The sequence below is a fragment of the Streptomyces stoeckheimensis genome, assembly GCF_045822005.1.
Lineage (GTDB): Bacteria > Actinomycetota > Actinomycetes > Streptomycetales > Streptomycetaceae > Streptomyces > Streptomyces stoeckheimensis.
The window spans coordinates 6367095-6388978 of record NZ_CP169550.1 but is presented as its reverse complement, the minus strand read 5'-3'; the positions used below and the strand labels follow the sequence as shown (position 1 = coordinate 6388978).

14 protein-coding genes are annotated in these 21884 nt (G+C 72.7%); 8 read left to right on the top strand and 6 right to left on the bottom strand.

Features of this window, described 5'->3' with window-relative positions:
- Nucleotides 1-4: 4 nt before the first annotated feature.
- Nucleotides 5-1504: a PepSY-associated TM helix domain-containing protein gene (locus ACE1OC_RS28910; RefSeq protein ID WP_407839477.1), complete on the bottom strand. Its 1500-nt coding sequence runs from the start codon at nucleotides 1502-1504 to the stop codon at nucleotides 5-7.
- Between the two features lie 73 nt (nucleotides 1505-1577).
- Entirely contained in the window at nucleotides 1578-2366 is a 789-nt protein-coding gene (locus ACE1OC_RS28905; RefSeq protein ID WP_407839476.1) for a hypothetical protein, read from the bottom strand.
- Between the two features lie 66 nt (nucleotides 2367-2432).
- Here ACE1OC_RS28905 and ACE1OC_RS28900 point away from each other — a divergent pair, with 66 nt between their 5' ends.
- From ACE1OC_RS28900 to ACE1OC_RS28870, 7 genes are all read left to right on the top strand, one after another.
- Nucleotides 2433-3098, top strand: coding sequence for a rhomboid-like protein (locus ACE1OC_RS28900; protein WP_407839475.1), 666 nt, complete (start codon nucleotides 2433-2435; stop codon nucleotides 3096-3098).
- A gap of 33 nt (nucleotides 3099-3131) precedes the next feature.
- Complete coding sequence (locus ACE1OC_RS28895) at nucleotides 3132-3947, top strand: tyrosine-protein phosphatase (protein ID WP_407839474.1); 816 nt, start codon at nucleotides 3132-3134, stop codon at nucleotides 3945-3947.
- 76 nt (nucleotides 3948-4023) lie between these two features.
- Nucleotides 4024-5952, top strand: a complete 1929-nt coding sequence (locus tag ACE1OC_RS28890) for a hypothetical protein (RefSeq protein WP_407839473.1) — start codon at nucleotides 4024-4026, stop codon at nucleotides 5950-5952.
- Nucleotides 5953-6041: 89 nt separating this feature from the next.
- Entirely contained in the window at nucleotides 6042-6944 is a 903-nt protein-coding gene (locus ACE1OC_RS28885) for a metal-dependent hydrolase (RefSeq protein ID WP_407839472.1), read from the top strand.
- Nucleotides 6941-7990 (top strand): PDR/VanB family oxidoreductase, encoded by a 1050-nt coding sequence (locus ACE1OC_RS28880; RefSeq protein ID WP_407839471.1) that lies wholly within the window; start codon nucleotides 6941-6943, stop codon nucleotides 7988-7990. Before ACE1OC_RS28885 ends, ACE1OC_RS28880 begins: the two co-directional genes overlap by 4 nt.
- Nucleotides 7991-8025: 35 nt before the next feature.
- Nucleotides 8026-8775: a TetR/AcrR family transcriptional regulator gene (locus tag ACE1OC_RS28875; protein ID WP_407839470.1), complete on the top strand. Its 750-nt coding sequence runs from the start codon at nucleotides 8026-8028 to the stop codon at nucleotides 8773-8775.
- A gap of 17 nt (nucleotides 8776-8792) precedes the next feature.
- Nucleotides 8793-9338: a GNAT family N-acetyltransferase gene (locus ACE1OC_RS28870; RefSeq protein WP_407839469.1), complete on the top strand. Its 546-nt coding sequence runs from the start codon at nucleotides 8793-8795 to the stop codon at nucleotides 9336-9338.
- A 15-nt stretch (nucleotides 9339-9353) separates the two neighbouring features.
- On the opposite strand, the gene pulA is transcribed toward ACE1OC_RS28870, so the two are convergent.
- From pulA to ACE1OC_RS28850, 4 genes are all read right to left on the bottom strand, one after another.
- A complete protein-coding gene (pulA, locus tag ACE1OC_RS28865; RefSeq protein ID WP_407839468.1) occupies nucleotides 9354-14750 on the bottom strand; it encodes a pullulanase-type alpha-1,6-glucosidase in 5397 nt (1798 codons plus the stop codon).
- Nucleotides 14751-14791: 41 nt separating this feature from the next.
- The gene (locus ACE1OC_RS28860; protein ID WP_407839467.1) at nucleotides 14792-16543 is read right to left on the bottom strand and encodes a carbohydrate-binding module family 20 domain-containing protein; all 1752 of its coding nucleotides are present in this window, start codon (nucleotides 16541-16543) and stop codon (nucleotides 14792-14794) included.
- Nucleotides 16544-16770: 227 nt separating this feature from the next.
- Nucleotides 16771-17400, bottom strand: coding sequence for a hypothetical protein (locus tag ACE1OC_RS28855; protein ID WP_407839466.1), 630 nt, complete (start codon nucleotides 17398-17400; stop codon nucleotides 16771-16773).
- A gap of 79 nt (nucleotides 17401-17479) precedes the next feature.
- Nucleotides 17480-17947, bottom strand: coding sequence for an RICIN domain-containing protein (locus tag ACE1OC_RS28850; protein WP_407839465.1), 468 nt, complete (start codon nucleotides 17945-17947; stop codon nucleotides 17480-17482).
- Nucleotides 17948-18097: 150 nt separating this feature from the next.
- Between ACE1OC_RS28850 and ACE1OC_RS28845 the strand changes: the two genes are divergently transcribed.
- Nucleotides 18098-21877: a WD40 repeat domain-containing protein gene (locus ACE1OC_RS28845; protein WP_407839464.1), complete on the top strand. Its 3780-nt coding sequence runs from the start codon at nucleotides 18098-18100 to the stop codon at nucleotides 21875-21877.
- Nucleotides 21878-21884 lie beyond the last annotated feature (7 nt).

The following is a 21884-nucleotide window of genomic DNA, read 5'->3' as shown; positions in this document are numbered from 1 at the left end:
GGCGCTAGGCCTTCGCGGCGCGCCTCGAAGCCGCGAAGCCCAGCGCCAGGTCGCCCGCCAGGAACACCAGCAGGCTGATGCCCAGCATCGGTACGAACCAGCCCACGACGGCCGTCGCCGCGGCCAGCGGCAGCAGCACCGTCACCGGCAGCTTGCGCCAGGCCCCGCGCGGCTGGGGGCGGCCGACCGAGAGCGTGCGCTCCTTGGTCGGGCGGCGCAGCCACCACATGCGGTAGCCCCAGACGACCATGCACATCACCAGGACCGCCAGCACGGCCAGGGCCAGCTGGTTGGCGAGCCCGAAGGTCAGGCCCATGTGCAGGTCGATGCCGAAGCGGGTCAGCTGGGCGAGCAGCGGGTGGTCGGCGAAGCGGAGTTCGTCCACGACCCGGCCGTCGGCGGGGTCCACGGCGACCGCGTCCAGGTGCACCGGCACCTGCTTGTCCTGCTCCTTGACCACGTAGCCCTTGCCCTGGGCGGGCAGGGTGATCCGCAGCGACTCGGTGACCCCGGCGGACCGGGCCGCCGCCACCGCTCCGTCGATGCCGATGGCATCGACCGGGGCGGGCATGGCCGCCGCCTGGTCGCCGGCGGCCGCACCGTGCCCGGCGTGCTCGCCGCCGGCGTCGGCGGCCGGGGCGCCGGGGAGCTTGGCGGCCACGGCCGGGGTGCCCCCGCCCAGGCTGTCCTTGAGCTCCCCGATGTTCTCGCCGGCGTACCGCGACCAGGTCAGGCCGGTCGCGGAGAGGCCCACGAGGCCGAGCACGATCCAGACGCCGACGGAGCCGTGCCAGGACAGGGTCTTGCGGCGGCCGGTCGCCGTACGGTCGGGCAGGATGAGCGCGGCACGGCCGGCCTTACGGGCACGCTTGCGGCCGATCCACAGCGCGAGCCCGCCGAGCGCGACCACCCACAGCCAGCTCGCGGCGAGTTCGCTGTAGTTCCGCCCGAACTCCCCGAGCTGCAGGCTGGAGTGGAACTCGCTCAGCCAGGCCCGCAGCGGCAACGCGTCGCCGACGGTGGTGAGCTTCCCGCGGACCTCGGCCGTATACGGATCGACGAACACGGTGAGCGTCTCGCCCTCGGCGAGTCCCGGGCTCTCCATGATCACCCGGGTGGTGGCGTCCGCCTCCGGCGCGGGCCACACGGCGGTGACCTTGCCCTGGGGGGCGGCGTTCTCGGCCGCGGCGACCTGGGCGCCGAGCGGCTGCGCGCTCGCGCCGACGCGGTCGACCGTCAGCTGGTCGGAGTAGAGGATCTTCTCGGCCTGCCAGGAGCCGGCGTAGAGCAGGCCGGTGGTGGCGGCGACGAGCAGGAGCGGGGCGATCAGCACCCCGGCGTAGAAGTGCAGGCGCAGGAGCAGCGGCCGCAGGGCGGCCCAGGTGCCGGGCGGGCGGGGCGGCGCGTGTTCGGCCGCGGGGTTTTCGGGTGCGGGGTTTTCGGGTGCGGGGTTTTCGGGTGCGTCGGGGTCCGCTGCGCGGACCACGGCCTCGTCGAGAGACATGGGTGTCCTAGGTGTTGGCGAAGACAGGGGTGAGCGACCCCTGGTCTCGCCGCCGAGGAGGTGCGCCGTTCGGTCAGGCGCGGGCGGGACGGCCGGGGGCCGTGATGCGGATCGGTCCGCGCGCGGGCGGCCCGCGCCGCTCGGCCGTGTGCGCGTGCACGGCTCCGATCAGGGTGCGCGGCCGCCGGTACCGGGCGGGCCGGAAGGCCGGAACCTGCGGTACCGGGATCCCGGGCGCGCGGAGCAGGGCGAGGACCCGGGAGAGCGGCCGGGCGGCGAGCAGCGCCCCGGCGCCGAGGACGGCGGCGAGTCGGAAGACGGCCGCCTCGCCCCAGGCCAGCCAGAGCGCGCAGAACAGCCCGGCGAGGACGTGCGCGGCGATCATGCCGAGCCCGTCGTGGGCGTGGCCGGCGGCCATGTCACCCATGCCGGCCATGGCGGTCATGCCGTCCATGGCACTCATCCCGGTCATGCCCGTCATGCCGTCCATGGAATGCGCGCCGGCCATGCCGCTCATGCCCTCCATGGAGTGCACACCGTGCGCGGCCGCGCCCTCCATGCCGTCGCCCGCACCCGCGCCCCCGCCCGCAGCCGCCTGGTGCCGGCCACCGGCCGAGGCGGAGAAGACGAGGTGCAGGGCCGCCTGTACGGCGAGCAGTGCCGCGGCGATGGCGAAGGGTCCGCGGCGGCGCCCGGCGGAGAGCCAGGCGAGCCCTCCGGTCAGCCCGAATGCAGACAGAAGGCCCAGTGCAGGAAGGTCCGTACCGGACATGTACGAATGCCCCGTCGCACCCAGTGCGACGGCCACCGCCGCGAAGAGTGCGGCCCGCATGGCGCGCATCGGCGCGGGGCTGTGTGACATGACCTGCGCATGTTGCCATGGCCCCCCGCCTCGCCGTACGGCACCCCCGTGGCCGATCATGGACCGATGAGCCCCCTGTCCTTGACGGTCCCGCTGAGCGCGGTGTACACGGGCACGGTCCAGCTCGGGGCGTACGCCCTGGAGCGACTGGATCCGGCGGCGCGGGAGCGGCTGCTGCGCCGGTTCTCCACCCACGCCGACAACCTGGACTCCGGCCGCTGGGAGACCCTGCCGGCCAGCGCCTTCCTCGTCGAGGAGCCGATGCCGCTGCCGTACGCGCTCCTGCTGGCGGCCGTCCTCGGGTACGCCGAGTACGCCTACGGGGCCTGGTGGACGGCGGCCGCCTTCCTGTTCGGGCACGTCACGGCCACCCTGCTGGTGTACGGGGTGCTCCGCCGCACGGCCGGCCCGGCGACCCGGCGGGCGGTGGACGTGGGCACCAGCTACGGGTTCAACACCGTGCTCGGGGCGCTGACCTCGGCCCTTCCGCGCGGGCCGGTGCGCAGCACCGCCCGGGCCGGTCTGCTGGCGCTCGCCGTCCGGCCGGTGCTGCGGCGGGAGCGGACCTTCACCGACGCGGGACACCTGGTGGCCCTGGGGCTCGGCCTCGGGGTCTCGCTGGCGGCCGATTACCTTTCCGGAGCGAAATCTCCGAAAATCATACGGATGACACGCGTCACCCAGCGCGCTTCATTCCGAGCCATCCAGTTCTCTGATCATTCGATTCTCTGATCATGTTTCTCTGATCACGTTGGAGCCGCCACGATGACCGTCACCACCGCCAAGACCGTCGCCAACCTCCGGGACCTCGGAGGCACCCCGCTCGCCGGGGGCCGCAGCGTCCGCCCGGGTCTGGTGCTGCGCTCCGGCCAGCTCGACCGGCTCGACCTCGAGGTCGACCGGGCGGTGGCCGCGCTGGGCATCGGCACCGTCATCGACTTCCGCACCGGCGTGGAGCGCGGCGAACACCCCGACCGGGTGCCGGCCGGCGCCAGGCTCCTCATAGCCGACGCCCTGGCCGACAAGATGGCGGCCGACGCCGGGGGCGACGGCGGCCCGGGGAAGATACCCGCCGCCCAGCTCAAGGACATCCTGTCCGACCCGGTGGTGGCCGAGGAGCACTTGGGCGGCGGCAAGGTGCAGGCCCTGTTCACCAGCCTCTACCGCTCCCTGGTCAGCTCCGCCTCCGCGCAGGCCGCGTACCGGCTGCTGCTCACCGAGCTCGCCGACCCGCAGTCGGGGCCGCTGCTCTTCCACTGCACGGCGGGCAAGGACCGTACGGGCTGGGGCGCGACCGTGATCCTGTCGCTGCTCGGCGCCGACGACGAGACGCTGATGAGCGAGTACCTGTCGGTCAACCCGGCGGTGCGGATCGCCTTCGCCCCGATGATCGAGGGCTTCACGGCGGCCGGCGGCGACCCGGACATCGCGCTGGCGCTGATCGGCGTCTACCCCTCCTACCTGGAGGCCGGGCTGGACGAGGTGAGCACGCGCTACGGCTCGATGGAGAAGTACGTGCGCGAGGGACTCGGCGTCTCCGACGAGACGGTCGAGGCACTGCGCGCCCGCCTGACCGTCTGAGTCCGCCGGACGAGCCGGTCCGAACATGCGCGCTGGGACCCGGTGACCATCCGACCATTCGCTCGTTCTGCTGAACGTGACTGCGCCGGATACCGCCACCCGCCCCCTCTCCCCCGATGTCGAGCAGGCCGAGGCCGCCATCGTCGAGCACTATCCCCGGCTGGTGCGGCTGGCCTACCTGGTGCTGCCGCCCGCCCTCGGCCGCAATCGCCGGGTCCTGACCGCCCACTCGCTGGCCCAGCGCGCCCTGCCGCGCGGGCGGCGGGACGGGGCGGCCGCCGCGCAGGCCGCGGTCCAGGGCGGGGTGCCGGGGCAGCGGGGCGGGGCGGGTCCCGAGTCGGGGTACGCGTACGTACGGCTGCGCGTGCTGCGGTCCGCGCTGGAGGCCGGGATCCCGCTGACGTTCCGCGCGCTGCCCCGGCGGGCGCAACTGCCGCCGGTGCTCCCCCAGGTGTGGGGGCTGCGGCTGTTCCCGCGCTCGGGCGGCGCCGAGGAGCTGGCGCTCGACCAGTGGCTGGCCACCCTCGACGGTCCGGGCCGGGCCGCGTGCGTCCTGCGGGCGCTGGAGCGGCTGCCCGAGCCCGAGGTGCTGCGGGTGCTGACCGAGGCGGGGGTGGTCAATCCGGCCGCCGCCGTCGCGGAGTCCGGGGACCCGTCGACCGACGAGCTGTTCGCCTCCCCCGAGTTCGACCCGTGCGTGCTCCAGGCCCGGCCGACCGACCTGCTGCGCCGCCGCCGGCTCGTGCGGGCCGGGATCGCCGCCGGGGTCGCCCTCGCCGTGTGCGGGGTGCTGCTCTCGCTGCCCGGCGGCGGGTGGGGGGCCGACGGGGCCGCGGCCCCGCTCTACGCGAAGAACGCGGCGGCGGAGCAGGCGCTGGACCCCGGGCAGCTGGTCCGGGTCGCGCCCACGGTCTGGCGTACGGCCTCCCGTACCGACTACTCCGGCTGGCCCGCGCGCGGCGACCGCGTCGACGATGCCGCGCTGCTGCGGCGGGCGCTGGCCGTCTGGGCCCGGCCGGGCCGCTCGGTCGTGGTCTCGGCCACCCCCGGCACCCCGTCGGGGCCGCCGATGGGACCCCCGCAGCTGCTGTTCGCCGGGACCGTCGACCAGGCCGTCGTGGTCCTGCTGTACGACGGCCTGCGCGTGGTGCGGTACGCCGAACCGCGCTCCGGCACCGAGATCGCCGCCCTCGACTTCGCCCGGACCGACGGCGCCTCGGCGGACACGGCGGCGGCCCTGGTGCTCAGCCGGGTCGACGGCAACGTCCGCTATCTGACGGCCCCCTGGGTGACGGCCGCGACGCAGCGGGACCTGCTGAAGCCGGGCGACGCCCCGACGGGACTGGAGCTGACGCCGGAGGGGATCACTCCGCCGGTGCCGAGCCCCGCCCCGGAAGGCACCTGTACGAGCTGGAGCGCCCTGGCCGTGACCGGTGACGGCGCGACCCGGCTGATCACCGACCTGGGCGAGCTGACCCCGGCCCGGCTGACCTCGGGGGCGCCGGGCGCCGAGCGGAACGTGACGGAGGGCGCGGAGCTGGGCGACTGGTCGCGGATCGCCTGCCTGCTGCCTTCGGTGCGCTCGCACGGGGTGCGCACGGTCAACGCGTGGACGTACGCGAAGCAGCCGCTGCCCGAGGGCGACGGCACGGCGACCTGGCTGTGCACCCGGGCGGAGACCTGGCAGGGCACGGCGGACCGGGTGCAGGCGCAGTTCCTGGCCCCGGGCGCGCCGCTGGCGGCGCAGGCGGCGAAGGCGGAGGGTTCGCCGGCGTGCGGGCCGCGGGAGCCGCGGGTGCTGGCCGGGGTGCTGTGGAAGTCCAAGGCCGGGCAGTGGTACGTCCTGGCGGCGGGCAGTGCGCAGTTCGCCTCGCTGACCGTGGGCGGCGGTCAGGTGAGCGGGGTCGCGGTGGGCAACCGGCTGGCGGTGAAGGCTCCGGCGGGGGCGCAGGTGGAACTGACGGGCAAGCTCACGGACGGTTCGAAGGCGGGGGTGTTGAGGTAGTCCCGGCCCGCCGCGAGGACGGACCGGGAGGCGCAGGAAGTGGCGGTAGAGGGGTTTCCCTCCCCTCTACCCATCAGTACATTGACGCCATGTCTAATACGCCGCCCGCGTCGCCCGCCCCCGTGGCGTCGGAGCACATAGATCTGAAGGCCCGGAACGTGTCCTTCTCCTGGGAGGACACCCCGCTCCACTGGCTGCCCGGCGATCCCTTCGCCAACCACACCATCAACGTGCTGCACCTGCTGCTCCCGGCGGGCGAGCGCTGGTTCGTGCACGTCTACAAGCAGGTGCTCCCGTACATCACGGACGAGCAACTGCGCGAGGACGTCGTCGGGTTCATCGGCCAGGAGGCCATGCACGCGAGCGCGCACGACGACGTGCTCCCCCACCTCAAGCGGCTTGGCCTGGATCCGACGCCCTACACGGCGCAGATCGACTGGCTCTTCGAGAAGCTGCTCGGCGACCGGACGCTGCCGCCGGGCGCACCCCGCAAGTGGTGGCTGATGGAGCGCGTGGCGATGATCGCCGCGATCGAGCACTACACGGCCTTCCTGGGCAACTGGGTGCTCAACGCCGACGAACTGGACCGGCGCGGCGCCGACCCGATGATGCTGGACCTGCTGCGCTGGCACGGCGCGGAGGAGGTCGAGCACCGGTCGGTGGCCTTCGACCTGTTCATGCACCTCGACGGCGGCTACCGCCGCCGGGCCCGCACCTGGGCCACGGCCTTCACGGCGCTGGTCTTCCTGTGGCAGCGCGGATCGCGCTACTTCATGGAACACGACGCCTCGCTCCCGCCCGGGTCCAAGGCCTCGGTGGGCCAGTTCTACCGCTCGGGCCGCAAGGGGACCCTGCCGTCCACGGGCGCGATGCTGAAGTCGATCCCGACGTACCTCTCGCGCACCTACCACCCCTCGCAGGAGGGCTCCACGGCGCAGGCCGTCGCCTACCTGGCCTCCTCCCCCGGCGCGAACGGCGGTGCTCGCGGATGAAGCGCGCCCTCACGGTGACCGCGCTCGCGGGCGCCGCCTGGCTGGCGAAGCGTGCGATCGGCCGGCGCATCGACTCCGGATCGCCCCTGTGGCCCCTGCCCGCGCTGGAGACCCCGGTGTCGGGGTACTCGCCGCGCCGCTGGATCCCGGCGCTGATCGTCTCCCGTACGGAGCCCGCGGACGGGGTGCTGTCCCTGACGCTGGAATCGGCGGAGCTCCCGGAGTGGGCCCCGGGTGCGCACCTGGACGTGCAGCTGCCCTCGGGTCTGGTCCGCCAGTACTCCCTGTGCGGCGACCCCGCCGACCGGGGCCGCTACACGATCGCGGTCCGGCTCGTACCGGACGGCCGCGGCGGCTCGCGCGAGGCGCACGCCCAGCTGGTGGAGGGCGCGGAGCTCCCGGTCCGCCCGCCCCGCAACCGCTTCCCCCTCGTCCCGGCCCCGTCCTACGCCTTCGTCGCGGGCGGGATCGGCATCACCCCGGTCCTGCCGATGCTCCGGGCGGCGACGGCGGCGGGCGCGGACTGGACCCTGCTCTACGGGGGCCGCTCGCGGGCCTCGATGCCCTTCCTGGCCGAACTGGCGCAGTACGGGGACCGGGTCACGGTCGTCCCCGAGGACGAGGCGGGCCTCCCCGACCTGAGCGCGCTCGGCGCGCTCGGACCGGACGCGCCGGTGTACTGCTGCGGCCCGGCCCCGCTGATGGCGGCGGTGGAGGCGGCCGCCGCGGCGGGCGCCCCGGTCCACTTGGAGCGCTTCGCCCCGGTGGCCGCGGGCGGGGACGCGAAGCCCTTCACGGTGGAACTCCACCGTTCGGGGCGGGTCGTGGAGGTGGCGGCGACGGAGTCCGCCCTGACCGCCGTCCGCCGGGAGCTCCCCAACACCCCGTACTCCTGCGAGCAGGGCTTCTGCGGCACCTGCCAACACCGGGTCCTCTCGGGGGACATCGATCACCGCGACACCCTCCTCACGGACGGCGAACGCGAGGATTCCATGCTCCTGTGCGTCTCCCGTGCGGCCTCGGACCGCCTGGTCCTGGACCTGTAGGGGGTCCCTGCGGGGGTGCGCAGTAGGGTGTCCGCATGACAACCGGGGTGCGGCGCAGGATGGGTGTCGAGGAGCGGCGGCAGCAGCTGATCGGGGTGGCGCTGGAGCTGTTCAGCCACCGGTCGCCCGACGATGTGTCCATCGACGAGATCGCGGCGGCCGCGGGGATATCGCGGCCGCTGGTCTACCACTACTTTCCCGGCAAGCTCAGCCTCTACGAGGCGGCGCTGCGGCGGGCGGCCGACGAGCTCGCGCTGCGCTTCGAGGAGCCCCAGGAGGGGCCGCTCGGGGCCCGGTTGCTCCGGGTCATGGGGCGGTTCTTCGCCTTCGTCGACGACCACGGGCCCGGGTTCTCGGCGCTGATGCGGGGCGGTCCGGCGGTCGGCAGCAGCCGGGCCAACGCGATGATCGACGAGGTCCGCCAGGCGGCGTACGAGCAGATCCTCGCGCACCTGGGCGTCGACCGTAAGGCTCCGCCCGCCCGGCTGGAACTCGTGGTGCGCTCGTGGGTGTCGCTGGCCGAGTCGACGGCGCTGATCTGGCTGGACGGCCGGCGGATCCCGCGCGCCGAGCTGGAACTGCAGCTCGTGCACGATTTCGCGGCGCTGGCCGCGGTGAGCGCCGCCTACGACGCGGAGATGGCGGGGATCCTCGTACGGATCCTCGTGGACGAGCCGGCCGACGGGCCGTTCGGGGAACTGGTGGGCGGCTGGTGGCCCTCGTCCCCCAGGGATCCGGCCCCTCGGTGCCCGGTCCGCGTTGATCAGCTGCTCTTGATCGAATAGCGCGCAATAATGCCCGCGTGATCATTGACGACGGGATCGTGTTCCGGCAGGCCGAGGAGAAGGACGCCGGCACGCTGGTGGCGCTGTACGACGGGGCCGCCCACTGGATGCACGCGCAGGGGATCGAGCAGTGGAAGCCCGGGGACAAGGACTCCGCGCACTTCCGGGCGATCATGCGCGAGGGCGAGGTGTGGCTCGCCTCCGACGACGACGGGCACACCATAGGGGCCTACGAGCTGTGGTGGTCCGACGAGGAGGCCTGGGGCATCCAGCCGCCCGTGGCCGGCTACGTGCACCGGCTCATGGTCGAACGCGAGGCCGCGCCCGTCGGGACCGGCCGGCGGCTGCTCGAACACTCCGAGCGGCGCATCGCCAGGACCGGCCGCGAACGGGCGCGGCTGGACTGCGTCTCCACCAACCCCCGGCTGCTCGCGTACTACCAGTCCGCGGGCTACCGGGTGGTCGGGGAGCTCCCCAACAAGGTGGGCAAGGACGGGCGGGTGTACGGGGTGATCCTGCTGGAGAAGCGGCTGGATCAGCTCACTCTGGTCAACCCCGCCTGACCCGCCCCCGCCTCGTCACCCCCGCTTGAAGACCGCCGCCGTGCGGGCCGGGACGGCGAACTCTCCCTTCGCCGGGTCGTACGCCGCCTGCCGGACCACCGGGTCCGCGCCCGAGGCCTGGACCGGGTGCAGGGCGTAGGCCGTGCCCGCGAGGGCCGGGACCCGCTGGGTCCGGGCGGTGGGGGTGGCGTTGAAGACGACCACCAGGTCGCCCAGGGTCATCGTGATCACGCCCGGGGTCTCCTCGGCCCCCGAGAGGGGGAAGGCCAGCTTCGCCTGGACCGCCTCGGTGGTGGTGAGGGCGAAGGCGGGTTCCGTCGTACGGATCCTCAGCAGGTCCCGGTACGCGGACGAGGCGCCGCCGATCTCCGCGCAGCCGGGTGCGGGCGCTGCGAGCAGGGGCTTCGCGTAGGGCCACTTCGCGCGGTTGTCGGCCGCCGGGGGCAGGCCGCGGCCGAAGCCGTTGCCGTCCTTGCAGTCCCAGTGGACGGCGTTGAACCAGTCCCCGCTGTCGTAGGAGTTGCGGTCCAGGGACTTGGAGCGGAGCAGGTCCGTGCCCGCCTGGGAGAGGGCCGGGCCCTGGGAGAGGGCGGCGACGGACATCGCCAGGACCTGGGCGCGGGACCGGTCGGCCGTGGAGGTGCCTTCGGGGAGCTTGAACGCCAGGGCGTCGAAGAGCGTCTCGTTGTCGTGGGCGTCGACGTACGCCAGCGCGTCGCCGGGGGCCGCCGCGTATCCGGCCGGGGCTCCGTTGTAGTCCACCTCGGAGCCCTTGACCGCGCGGCCGGTGGAGTCCGTGAAGGCGTACGCGGCGAGGTTGCCGGTCAGCCCGACCTTGATCAGGTCCTGGTCGTGGAGGAGCCGGACGCGCTGCTGTTCCGGTGTCCCGTTCGCCGGGGAGGCGTTGGGGGCGGTGAACAGGCCGGAGGCGAAGCCCTGGACGCGGGGGTCCTCGTCGAAGGGGCCGCCGCCGCGGACCGCGTCGCGGGCCCGGTCGGAGAAGGTGGCGATTCCGGTGCCGGCCATGTTCTGCTGCGTGGCCTGCACGAAGCGGGCGTCGTTCGCGACCTCGCCGAAGTTCCAGCCCTCCCCGTAGAGGACGATCTTCTTCCCGTCGACCCCGTCCTTGGCGACGGTCAGCGCGTCGAGGGCGGCGCGCACGGCCAGGATGTTGGCCTTCGGGTGGTGGCCCATGAGGTCGAAGCGGAAGCCGTCGACCTTGTACTGCTTGGCCCAGGTGACCACCGAGTCCACGACCAGGCGGCCCATCATGGCGTTCTCGGGGGCGGTGTTGGCGCAGCAGGTGGAGGTGGCGACGGAGCCGTCGGCCAGCAGCCGCTGGTAGTAGCCGGGGACGATGCGGTCGAGCACCGACTTGTCGGACTGCCCGGCGGCCACGGTGTGGTTGTAGACCACGTCCATGACCGTGCGCAGGCCCGCGCCGTTCAGGGACTGCACCATGCGGCGGAACTCGACCGTGCGGGCCGTGCCGTTCGGGTCGCTCGCGTACGAGCCCTCGGGGACCGTGTAGTGCAGCGGGTCGTAACCCCAGTTGTACGCGTCCTTCGCGGCCGCGGCGGCGACGCAGGCCTGCTGCTCCTCGGAGTCGGGGGCGTAGACCTTCAGGTCGCAGGCGGGCTCGGTGCGGTCCGCGGGCTTCTCGGGGATGGTGCCGATGTCGAAGGCGGGCAGGAGGTGGACGTACGAGGTGCCGGCCGAGGCGAGGTCGCGCAGGTGGCGCATGCCCGCCGAGGCGGTGTCCGTGAAGGCCAGGTACTGGCCGGGGTGGGTGCTGGTGGTGTCGGCGACCGAGAAGTCGCGGATGTGCAGCTCCTGGATCTGCGCGGAGGTGAAGGGGACGGGCGCGGGCTTCTTCAGCTCGCGCCAGCCATCCGGGGCGAGCCTCGGGTCGGCGAGGTCCACGGCCAGGCTGTACGCGGAGTCCGTGGTCAGGGCGGTGGAGTACGCGTCGGTGACCAGGTTGCGGACCACCTGGCCGGTGCTCGGGGCCCAGACGGTGACGGCGTAGCGGTAGCGCTTGCCGGTCCAGTCGCGGTCTCCGCGCGCCGACCAGACGCCGGTGGCGTCGTCGCGGCGCATCGGGACGGTGCGGCCGTCGAGTTCGAGGCTCACCTGCTGGGCGGTCGGGGCCCACACGGAGAGGGTGGGGCGGCCGTCCTTGAAGACGGGGCCCAGGGCGGCCTTCTCCGCACCGGCCGCGTAGAGGTCGTCGAGGACCCCGGCGAGCTGGACTCCGGTGGCGGCGAGGACGGCGCCGTTGGCGGCTCGGGCGCTGGCCACGAGCTGCCCGCGCAGGGCTTCGCGGACGCGGTCCCGGTCGCGCGGGTCGACCGTGTAGGCGGCGTACGCGGCCAGGTGCGGGTACTTCTGCTTCTGGGCGGCGGTCAGCTCGGTCGCGGCCAGGCGCAGCCACTGGGCCCGGCCGGTCAGGGTGCCGTTCTCGGCCTTGACGGCTCCTTCGCGGGAGGCGAGGAGCTGGAGGGAGGCCGCGGCGGGCGGGGCGTTCCAGGCGACCGTGTCGCGGTCGATCCAGACGGCCTGGGCCTTGGTGAGGTCCAGGGCGGCGGCCGATCCGGCGGGCTGCGGGAGGAGGTACTTCTCCTTGCCGCCCAGCATCCAGACCTCGTGCCCGTTGGTCTTCAGGTCGAGGGACTGGTCGGACGGGAGGTCCTTGGCGTCGCCGTTGTGGAGGATGTAGCTGAGGCTGGTGGCTCCGGCGGCGAGGGGCACCTCGTAGACGGCGCCGTAGGAGTCGGTGCGGACGGGCAGCAGCGGCTTGGACCAGTCGGTGGGCGTCGCCGCTCCGGTCCAGACGTGCAGGCCCCAGCCTTCGTAGGCGCCGTCGGGGCGCTGGTAGTGCAGAACGGCCTTCGTGGTGTCCTGCGGCGGGTAGGCGGGGCGGTCGGTGCGGGCGGGCTCCTTGCCCTGCTCCAGCCAGATCTCACCGGTCTTCGTCACGTCGATGGTGCGGTCGACGGCGACGTCCTTGGTGCCGTTCTTGTCGATGACGAGGTAACTGACGCTGCTCGCACCGGGCTTGAGCTTGACGTGGGCGAAGGCCCCGTAGGCGTCGCGGCCGGTGAAGTCGTGGCCGGCGGGCCAGGGAGTGGCCTCACCCTCGGCGAGGTCGCCCCAGGCGTAGAGCCGCCAGTCCGTGTAGTCGCCGTCGGGGCGGTTGTAGTGGACGACCGCGTAGTCGCGCTGGGTGGCGGTGGGGACCTCGGCGGGCGGGGTCTGACCGGTCGCGGATGCGGCGAGGGCGCTCGCGGTACGGCCGACGGAGTCGACGGCCACGGCCTTGTAGCGCAGCGGGGTGCCGGCGGCGGTGGCCGGGTCGATGAACTGGGTGACCTTGTACGGGGCGTGGTCGGCGGAGCCGAGGACCTGCCACGTGCCGTTGCCGGTCTGGGCGGCGAAGACGACCCGGCTCAGGGGGTCGCCGGTGACCTCGGCGGAGAGCTCGACGGTGCCGGTGGCACCGGGGGCCGGGGCCTTGAGGGTGAGGGCGGGCTTGGTGGCGGGCTTGGCGGCGGGGGTGGTGGCCTGGAGGACCACGGAGCCGAGGGCCGGGAGGGTGACGGTCAGCTTGCCGGCCGCGGAGGAGCGGATCAGCGTGGCCGTGCCGCCGTAGAGGGCGGCGTACTGGACGCCTGCCGGGGCGTCGAGGTCGATGGTGCGGGGCGCGGTGGCGTTGTTGGCCGCGACCAGGTACTCGGTGCGGGTCCGGGTGTCGGTGCGGGCGAAGGCGTAGGCCGAACCGTCGGCGCCGTCCGCGCCGTCGACGAATCGTTCGCTCTGAACGCCGTCGCGGAGGGCCGGGTGGTCCTTGGTCAGCTTCGCGAGAGCACTGATCTGCTTGTAGAGCGGGTGCTCCGGATCGTAAGCATCGCTCGCGTGGGTGCGCGCCGTTCCGAGCTGGTCGTCGTCCAGGTAGTCGGCCGCCTTGGAGGCGAAGAGGGGCTGGCGGGCGTCCTTGTCCCCGCCCGCGCCGGTGAAGCCCTGCTCGTCGCCGGAGTAGATCACCGGGTTGCCCCGGGAGAGGAACATCAGCTCGTTGGCCAGCCGGTACCGGTCCAGCAGCTCCTGCTCGCCGGCCCCCGGCCGGTCCTGCTTCAGGAAGGTCCCGAAGCGGCCCATGTCGTGGTTGCCGAGGAAGGTGACCTGCTCGTAGGCGTTCGCCTTGTCGGTGGTGTAGCGGTAGTCGTCGCCGAAGACGGAGGCCAGCCTCCCGGCCTCCGCGCCCTGGGCGGCGTACGAGCGGATCGCCTCCTGGAGCGGGAAGTCGAGCGTGGCGTCCAGGCGGCCCTGCGTCACGTACGGGGAGGTGATCGCGGTGTCGGCGGAGTAGACCTCGCCGAACATGAAGAAGTCCTTGCGGCCGTGCCGGGCCGCGTACGCGTCGAGGGCGGTGGCCCACTGGGTCCAGAAGCCCTTGTTGACGTGCTTGACGGTGTCGATCCGGAAGCCGTCGACGTCGTACTCCTCGACCCACTTCTCGTAGATCTTCTCCATCCCCTCGACCACCTCGGGACGCTCGGTCCACAGGTCGTCGAGGCCGAAGAAGTCACCCTGCTCGGAGGATTCGCCGGCGAAGGTGGAGTCGCCCCGGTTGTGGTACATCGTCGGGTCGTTGAGCCAGGCCGGGACCTTCAGGTTCTTCTTCGCGGCCGGGACGAAGGGGGTGCGGGGGAAGGAGTCGGCGTCGGTCTTCGGGAACTTCCCCTCCCCCGCGGCGTAGTCGGAATCCTCGAAGGGCACCCCGTCCTTGGTCAGGTACGGGAAGGCGCCCTTCGACAGGTACCCGTAGGACGCCTCCCGGTAGTCGACGACGTCGGCGGTGTGGTTGGTGATGACGTCGAAGAAGACCTTCATCCCCTTCGCGTGCGCCTTGTCGATCAGCCGTTCCAGGTCGGCGTTGGTCCCGAAGTGCGGGTCGACCTGGGTGAAGTCGGTGATCCAGTACCCGTGGTACCCGGCCGAGACGTCCTTGCCCGTCCCCTGCACCGGCTGGTTCTTGAAGATCGGCGCCATCCAGATGGCCGTGGTGCCGAGCCCCTTGATGTAGTCCAGCCGGTCGGCGATCCCCTTGAGGTCCCCGCCCTGGTAGAAGCCCTTGTCCGTCGGGTCCAGCCCGGTCTCCAGCCGGGAACCGGTCAGCCCGCCCCGGTCGTTGCGCGGGTCGCCGTTCGCGAACCGGTCCGGGAGCACGAAGTAGAACTGCTCCCGGGTCAGGTCGTGCCGCGCGGCCTCGGCCGCCAGCTTGGCGTCCGAGGGCGGGGCCGGTGGCGCCTTGGCGGCGGCCGCCGCGGCGGCGGGCAGGGCGGGCAGGAGCGTCACGGCCAGGGTGGCGGCGAGCACTCTTGCGGCGCCGGCGAGGGCGGGGCGTATCAAGGCGGATCTCCTCGGGTACGGGACGGGGCGGGGCGGGAGGGTCAGTTGCGCCAGGTGTCGGTCAGCGTGACCTTGCCGTTGGCGGGAACCGTGGCGGACCGGTTGGCTCCGCTCTCCCAGGTGACGTTGCCGGCGGCGTCCTTGCGGACGTACTTGTACGCGAAGACCGTGCCGGGCGGGAGCGTGACGTCGAGCTTCCAGACGGGGTAGGCGGCCGGGTCGAGCTTGAGGGCGGCGCCGGTGTTCCAGTTGCCGAGCTCGGCGCGGTCACCGGTGACGTAGATGTTCTGGCCGAGCACGGTGGTGGCGTTGACGGCGAAGGAAGCACCGGCGGCGACGGTGGGAGTCGCAGTGGGGGTCGACGTCGGGCTCGGCGTGGCGCCGCCGCAGCTGCGGGCGCCCACGTGCAGGGCGACGGCCGTCCCGGCCCCGAGGGTGGCGCTGAACCGCCCGCCGGAGTCCACGGTCACGGCCCGCCCGCTCTGCACGTCGCAGTAGTCGCCGGCCGGGAGGGAGGTCTGGAACGTCCGGGTCAGCGCCGATCCCTCGTGGTTGATCGCCACGTAGGCCTTGGCGCCGCGCCCGAAGGCGATCTGGTCGCCGCCGTTGTCCCACCAGTCGGTGACGGCCTGGCCGCGCGCGGAGTTGCGGAAGCCGACCATGGAGGAGATCTCCTGCCAGGCGTGCTGGCACTTCCACCCGTCGGTGTAACAGGAGTTCACCGTGCCGCCGTTGGGCGGTCCGGCGTCCCGGTCGGTCCACTCGTAGCCGGAGTGCACGTCCGGGGAGCCGTAGGGCCAGGCGAGCATGAAGACGTTGGCGAGCGTGTAGGCGGACCCGTTCTTGTAGCTGAGGGTGTCGCCGCCGCGCTCGGTGTCGTGGTTGTCGACGAAGACGGCGGACTGCCCCGCGGGCATGTACCCCCAGGCCTCGCCGAAGTTCTTGAGGTTGGCGAGGTTCTCGTTCTGGAAGACCCGCTTGAGGTCCCGCGCGTAGCGGAACTCCTGCACGTCCCCGCTCCCGAGGTACTCGCCGGGCGAGACCGCCTCGCCCGCCCCGTGGATCGCCTCCTGCTTCCAGTAGGCGTTCGGGTTCGTCATCCGGGACTTGATGTTGGCGAGGTCGGCGGCCGGCATGTGCTTGGCGGCGTCGATGCGGAAGCCGTCGACGCCGAGCGACAGCAGGTCGTTGAGGTAGGCGGCGATCCGCCCGCGCACGTAGTCCTCGCCGGTGTCCAGGTCGGCGAGCTGGACGAGCTCGCAGTTCTGGACGTTCCCGCGGTCCTGGTAGTTCGATATCGAGGACCGGCAGTCGTCCATGTCGGCGCCGGAGTAGATGCCCGGGTAGTTGTACTTCGTGTACGAACTCCCGCCCGTCCCGGTGCCGTCCCCGGCCGCCATGTGGTTGATGACCGAGTCGGCGACGACCTTCACGCCGGCGGCGTGGCAGGCGTCGACCATGGCCTTGAAGGCGGCGCGGTCACCCAGCCGACCGGCGATCTTGTAGCTGACGGGCTGGTACGAGGTCCACCACTGGCCCCCCTGGATGTGCTCCTGCGGGGGCGACACCTGGACGTAGCCGTAGCCGGCGGGCCCGAGGCTCTCCCCGCAGGCCTTCCCGACGGAGTCGAACCGCCACTCGAACATGACGGCGGTGACGTCCTTCTCACCGGGCGCGGCGGCCGCGGCCTGGGGGGCGGGCCCCCCGACGACGGCGAGGGCGGCCACGGCGGTGACGGCGGATACGGAGAGCAGCGCGGCGGCGGCTCTGACGGCGCGGGCACGGGTGGGCATGCGGTGTTCCTCCTGGCGGAGAGGCGCAGGACCGGGTGGGGACCGGTCGCGGCCGAGTTGGGGATTGCAGCGACCGTAGGTGCCCGGCGGAACCGCTGCAAGACCTTGCGCAAGAGATTGCAGAATTGTTTCCGGGTCGAGTCGGGGCGTGGCCGCGGGTGTGAGCGTGGACGTGCGAACGCCCACCAGCCCGTCGGGGTTGGTGGGCGCACGTGCGGAGGCCGGGTCTATTGGTGCGGGAGGACGAAGTCGTAGTCCGGCCTGTTGGTCTGGCGGGCGTGGGCGCCGCCCGCGGCGCAGCGGCCGTTGTCCTGGAAGCCGTAGTAGAACATCACGTAGCACTTCACGCAGAAGCGCCAATTGCGCTGAGCCGTCGGCGTCTCCGACACGTCGTGCGGGATGACGAAGTCGTAGTCGGCCGAGGGCTGACGGCTGTGGGCGCCGCCCGCGGGACAGCGGCCGTTGTCCTGGAAGCCGTAGTAGAACATGTCGTAGCACTTGACGCAGAAGCGCCAATTGCGCTGGGCCGTCGCCGTCTCCGGCACCCCGTTGGGGATGACGAAGTCGTAGTCGGGCCTGTTGGTCTGGCGGGCGTGGGCGCCGCCCGCAGGACAGCGGCCGTTGTCCTGGAAGCCGTAGTAGAACAGGCCGTAGCACTTCACGCAGAAGCGCCAGTTCGACTGGTTCGCCAGGGAATTGGATTCCTTCGCCGAAGCCGGGAGGGCGAACGCGCCCGCCGCCGCCACTCCGGCCAGACCGGCCGTCACTCCGAGCGCCCTGGACAGGAACGTCCGCCGGTCCGGACCTTCTGTTCCGGAGTGCTGATTCTGCTCGTTCTTCATCGCCTGAAAGGACATGCGTCACCCTCTTTTCCGATGATGCGATTTCGAAACGGGGGCCCGGTCCGTCACGCGGGGTGCCGGACCGGACCGGTGTTCAGAAGTCCCAGCTCTGGCTGCGCGCGCCGTTGCAGGCCCAGCTCACCAGGAGCTGGCCGTTGTCGGGCTTGCCGGCCAGGATGTCGAGGCACTTTCCGTTGACCCGGTTGCGGATCTCGCTGCCGTTGCGGAACCACTTCTGGTGGCGCCCGCCGTTGCAGTCCCACATGCTCACCGAGCCCTGGTCACCCAGGTGGGGGCCGTAGATCTCCAGACACTTTCCGTTCAGGCTGGAACGGATCTGCTCTCCGTCCCAGTACCACTGCTGGTTGGTGCCGCCGTGGCAGTCCCACGTCACGGTGGAGGAGCCGTTCTCCTGGTGGAACATGAAGATGTCGGCGCACCGTCCGTTCAGGTTGGACTTGAGGAGGGGCGCCGCGGCCGACGCGGGTGTGCCCGTCAGGGTGGCGCCGGCCAGCAGCCCGGTGGCCGCCAGCAGAAGCATCAGTCGTCGTAGAGACCTCATGGATTCCCCTTCGTGGTGCCCTGGCGCGGATTGCGCCGACCCCTTGTCTAGCCGCCGGTCGATGTCCGGCGCCGGAACGTGGATTCCGGACATCAATTGCTGGACAAACACCACCCATCACGACTGCGGAAAGGCGCAGGAAGGAAAGCCATGCCCCGCCCCGAACGCCCGCTCGACCCGGACACCGGACCCCTGACCCGGTTCGCCGCCGACCTTCGCAAGCTGCGCGAGAAAGCGGGACGGCCGCCCTATCGGGCACTGGCGAAAAAGGCGCACTATTCGTCGACGACGCTGTCGGACGCCGCGGGCGGGCACACCTTTCCGAGCCTCGGCGTGACGCTGGCGTACGTCGAGGCGTGCGAAGGCGACCGTTGCGCGTGGGAGACCCGCTGGCACGAGGTCGCCGCCGAGATCGCCGCGCGCACACAGGGCGCCGAGCCCGCGGAAACCGGCCCGCAGGGCGCACCGTACGCGGGGCTGTCGGCGTTCCAGCCGGAAGACGCCGAGCGGTTCTTCGGGCGCGAGCGGCTCACCGGCGAGGTGGTCGCGAAGGTGCGTGAGCGCCGGTTCCTGGCGGTCTTCGGGCCGTCCGGATCGGGTAAGTCCTCGGTGCTGCGGGCGGGGCTCGTCGCCCGCGCGCGGGCAGCGGGGTGGCCGGTGATGCTGTTCACGCCGGGCTCGCATCCCGTACAGGAGTGTGCCGTCCACCTGGCCGGGCAGACGGGCGCGGCTCCCGGCCCGCTGGCGACCGAGCTGCTGGACGATCCCGTGGCGCTGCACCTGCGGATCCGGCAGACCGTGATCGACCGGGCACCGGACATCGACGCGCTGATCGTGGTCGACCAGTTCGAGGAGGTCTTCACCCTCTGCGGGGACCGGGACGAACGGGACGCGTTCATCGGCATGCTGATCGCGGCCACCACCGCGGAGACCAGCCGGACCCGGGTGGTGCTCGGCGTGCGCGCCGATTTCTACGGCCACTGCGTCCAGGACCCCCGGCTGGTCGAGGCGGTGCGCGACGCGCAGATCGCGGTCGGCCCGATGAGCAGTCAGGAACTGCGCGAGGCCATCACCCGGCCGGCGATGCTCGCCGACTGCACGGTGACCGGCCCGCTGCTGGCGGCCGTGGTCGCGGACGCGACCGGTCAGCCCGGTGCCCTGCCGCTGGTCTCGCACGCGATGGTCGAGACCTGGCGCCGTCGCAGCGGCAGCCGCCTGACCCTGGACGGGTATCTGGCGGCGGGCGGCATCCAGCATGCGCTCGCGCAGACCGCCGAGGCCGCCTACCGGGGGCTGTCCCCCGTCCAGCAAGACCTCGCCCGGTCGCTGTTCCTCCGGCTGACCGCGCTGGGCGACGGTACGGAGGACACCAGGCGCCGCATCACCAGGGACGAGCTGGACCCGACCCCCGATACGGGCTTCGTGCTCGAATCCCTCGCCCGGCAACGGCTGGTGACGCTGGACGAGGGGTGCGTCGAGATCACCCACGAGGCGATCATCCGGTGCTGGCCGAGGCTGCGCGGCTGGCTGACCGAGGACCGGGACCGGCTGCTCCTGCACCGGCAGCTCACCGACGCGACCGCCGGCTGGGAGGCGCACGACCGCGACCCGCACGCCCTCTACCGGGGGGCCAGGCTGGCCGCGGCACTGGACTTGGCCGCCGCGGACGGCAGCCGGCTGTCCTCCAGGGAGCGGCGCTTCCTCGACGCGAGCCGGGAAGCGCAGGCCGGCGAGATGGCGGCGGTCAGGCGACGATCGGTCCGCCTGCGGCAGCTGGTCACGCTGCTCACGGTCCTGGTCGTCGTCGCGGCGACCGCGGGCGGACTGGCCGTCGACTCCCGCGACTCGGCCATCGGGCAGCGCAACGTGGCCATTGCCCGCAAGGCCGCCGCGGACGCGGCCGAGCTCCGGCCGCAGGACCCCGCCCTCTCGGCGCAGCTGAACCTGGCCGCGTACCGGCTGGCAGCCACCGGCGACGTCCGCGACCAGCTCATGAGCGCGTTCGCGACGCCGTACACGAGCCGTCTCACCGGCCACACCTCCGACGTGGTCGCGGTCTCCTTCGCCCCCGGGAGCCCGGTCCTGGCCACCGCGAGCTGGGACCGCACGGTCCGGCTGTGGGACGTCGAGGACGCCCGCCACCCGGTCCAGTTGGCCGTCCTGGAGCAGCCGGAGCAGCTGAGGTCGGTGGCCTTCGACTCGGACGCCCGCGTCCTGGCCACGGCGAGCGAACGCTCCGTACGCCTGTGGGACGTGACGAACCGGCGGTCCCCCACCGAGCTGAGCACCCTGCAGGACCAGCCGTCCGGGCCGAGCTGGGTGGCGTACGGCCCGGACGGCACCCTGGCCACCGGCCACACCGACGGCACGACACGCCTGTGGAAGACGAACGACCCCCGCCACCCCCACCCACTGGCCACCCTGCCGGGCCACACCCACCAGGTCACCTCGGCGACCTTCAGCCCGGACGGCCGCACACTGGCGACCACCGGCGACACCACCGTCAGACTGTGGGACGTCACCGACCCGTCTGCTCCCCTCCCCCTGGACGTCCTCCGCGGACACACGGACACGGTGACCTCGGCCGCGTTCAGCCCGAACGGCCGCACCCTGGCCACCGGGAGCTGGGACCGCACCGCACGGGTCTGGAACCTCGTACGATCCCAACCACCGGCCGTCCTGCCCGTCCACCCGGCGATCGTCTGGTCGGTGGCCTTCGCCCCGGACGGCTCCACCCTCGTCACGGTCGGCGGGACCACCCAGTTCTGGGATGTCGCCACCCCGGCGACACCGAAGCGGACCAGCACGATCCAGGGCGGTTTCTACCAGGCCGCGTTCAGCCCCGACGGCCGCGTGCTCGCCAACGCAGACCGTCTCCTGGACCTACGTGACCTCTCACTCGGAACCCACGACGACGTGGTCACCTCCCTGGCGTACAACCCGGCCGGCCGTCTCCTCGCCAGCGCCAGCTGGGACGGCACCGCACGACTGTGGCAGGTCACCGGCGGCCGGGCCCTGTGGCCGCTGTCGGTCCTGCGCGGGCACACCAGGTTCGTCCGCTGCGTGGCGTTCAGCCCGGACGGGCGCATCCTCGTCACGGCCAGCGAGGACGCCACCGTCCGCGTCTGGGACGTGACGGACCCCCGCACACCCCGCCTCACATCGGTCCTCGCCCCCGGCGGCGGCGAGGTCGGCGGCGCCGGCTTCGCCGCGAACGGCCGGCTGCTGGCCGTCTGGGCCCTGGGCACGGCCGGCCTCTGGGACCTCACCGACCCCGCCCGTCCCCATCGGCTGAGCCGGATCGCCGAGAACGGCCCGGACGTCACCATGGCCTCCTTCCGCCCGGACGGCCGCACGCTGATGACGAGCAGCGGCGAGTCCGGCTCCCTGCGCCTGTGGGACATCAGCGATCCGCGCAGCCCCCGGGAACGACCGTCCCCGTACCGCTCCGACGCCCTGACCGGCGGCGTGTTCAGCCCCGACAACCGGAGACTGGCCGCTTTCCACCGCACGGACAGAACGGTATGGCTGATGGACATCGACACCACGAGCCACCCCACCAAGGTGAAACACCTCAGCTCATCCGGCTCCTGGCTCTACCGCCTCACCTTCGCCGCGGACGGCCGCCGCCTGGCAGCCGGCTCCGCGGACGGCAAGGCCCTGCTCTGGAACGTAACCGGAGCATCAAGGACCCCCACCATCCTCACCGGCCACACGAACCCCGTACCGGCCGTGACCTTCAGCCCGGACGGCACCACCCTGTCCACCGGCGGCAACGACTTCACCCTCCGCCAGTGGGACACCACCCTGGCCCAAGTCACCACCCGCATCTGCGCCACGGCGCACCCCCGCATCACGAGAGCCCAATGGACCCACCACTTCACATCGGTCCCCTTCAACCCACCCTGCCCCGCCCCACCGCGCCACTGACCATGCC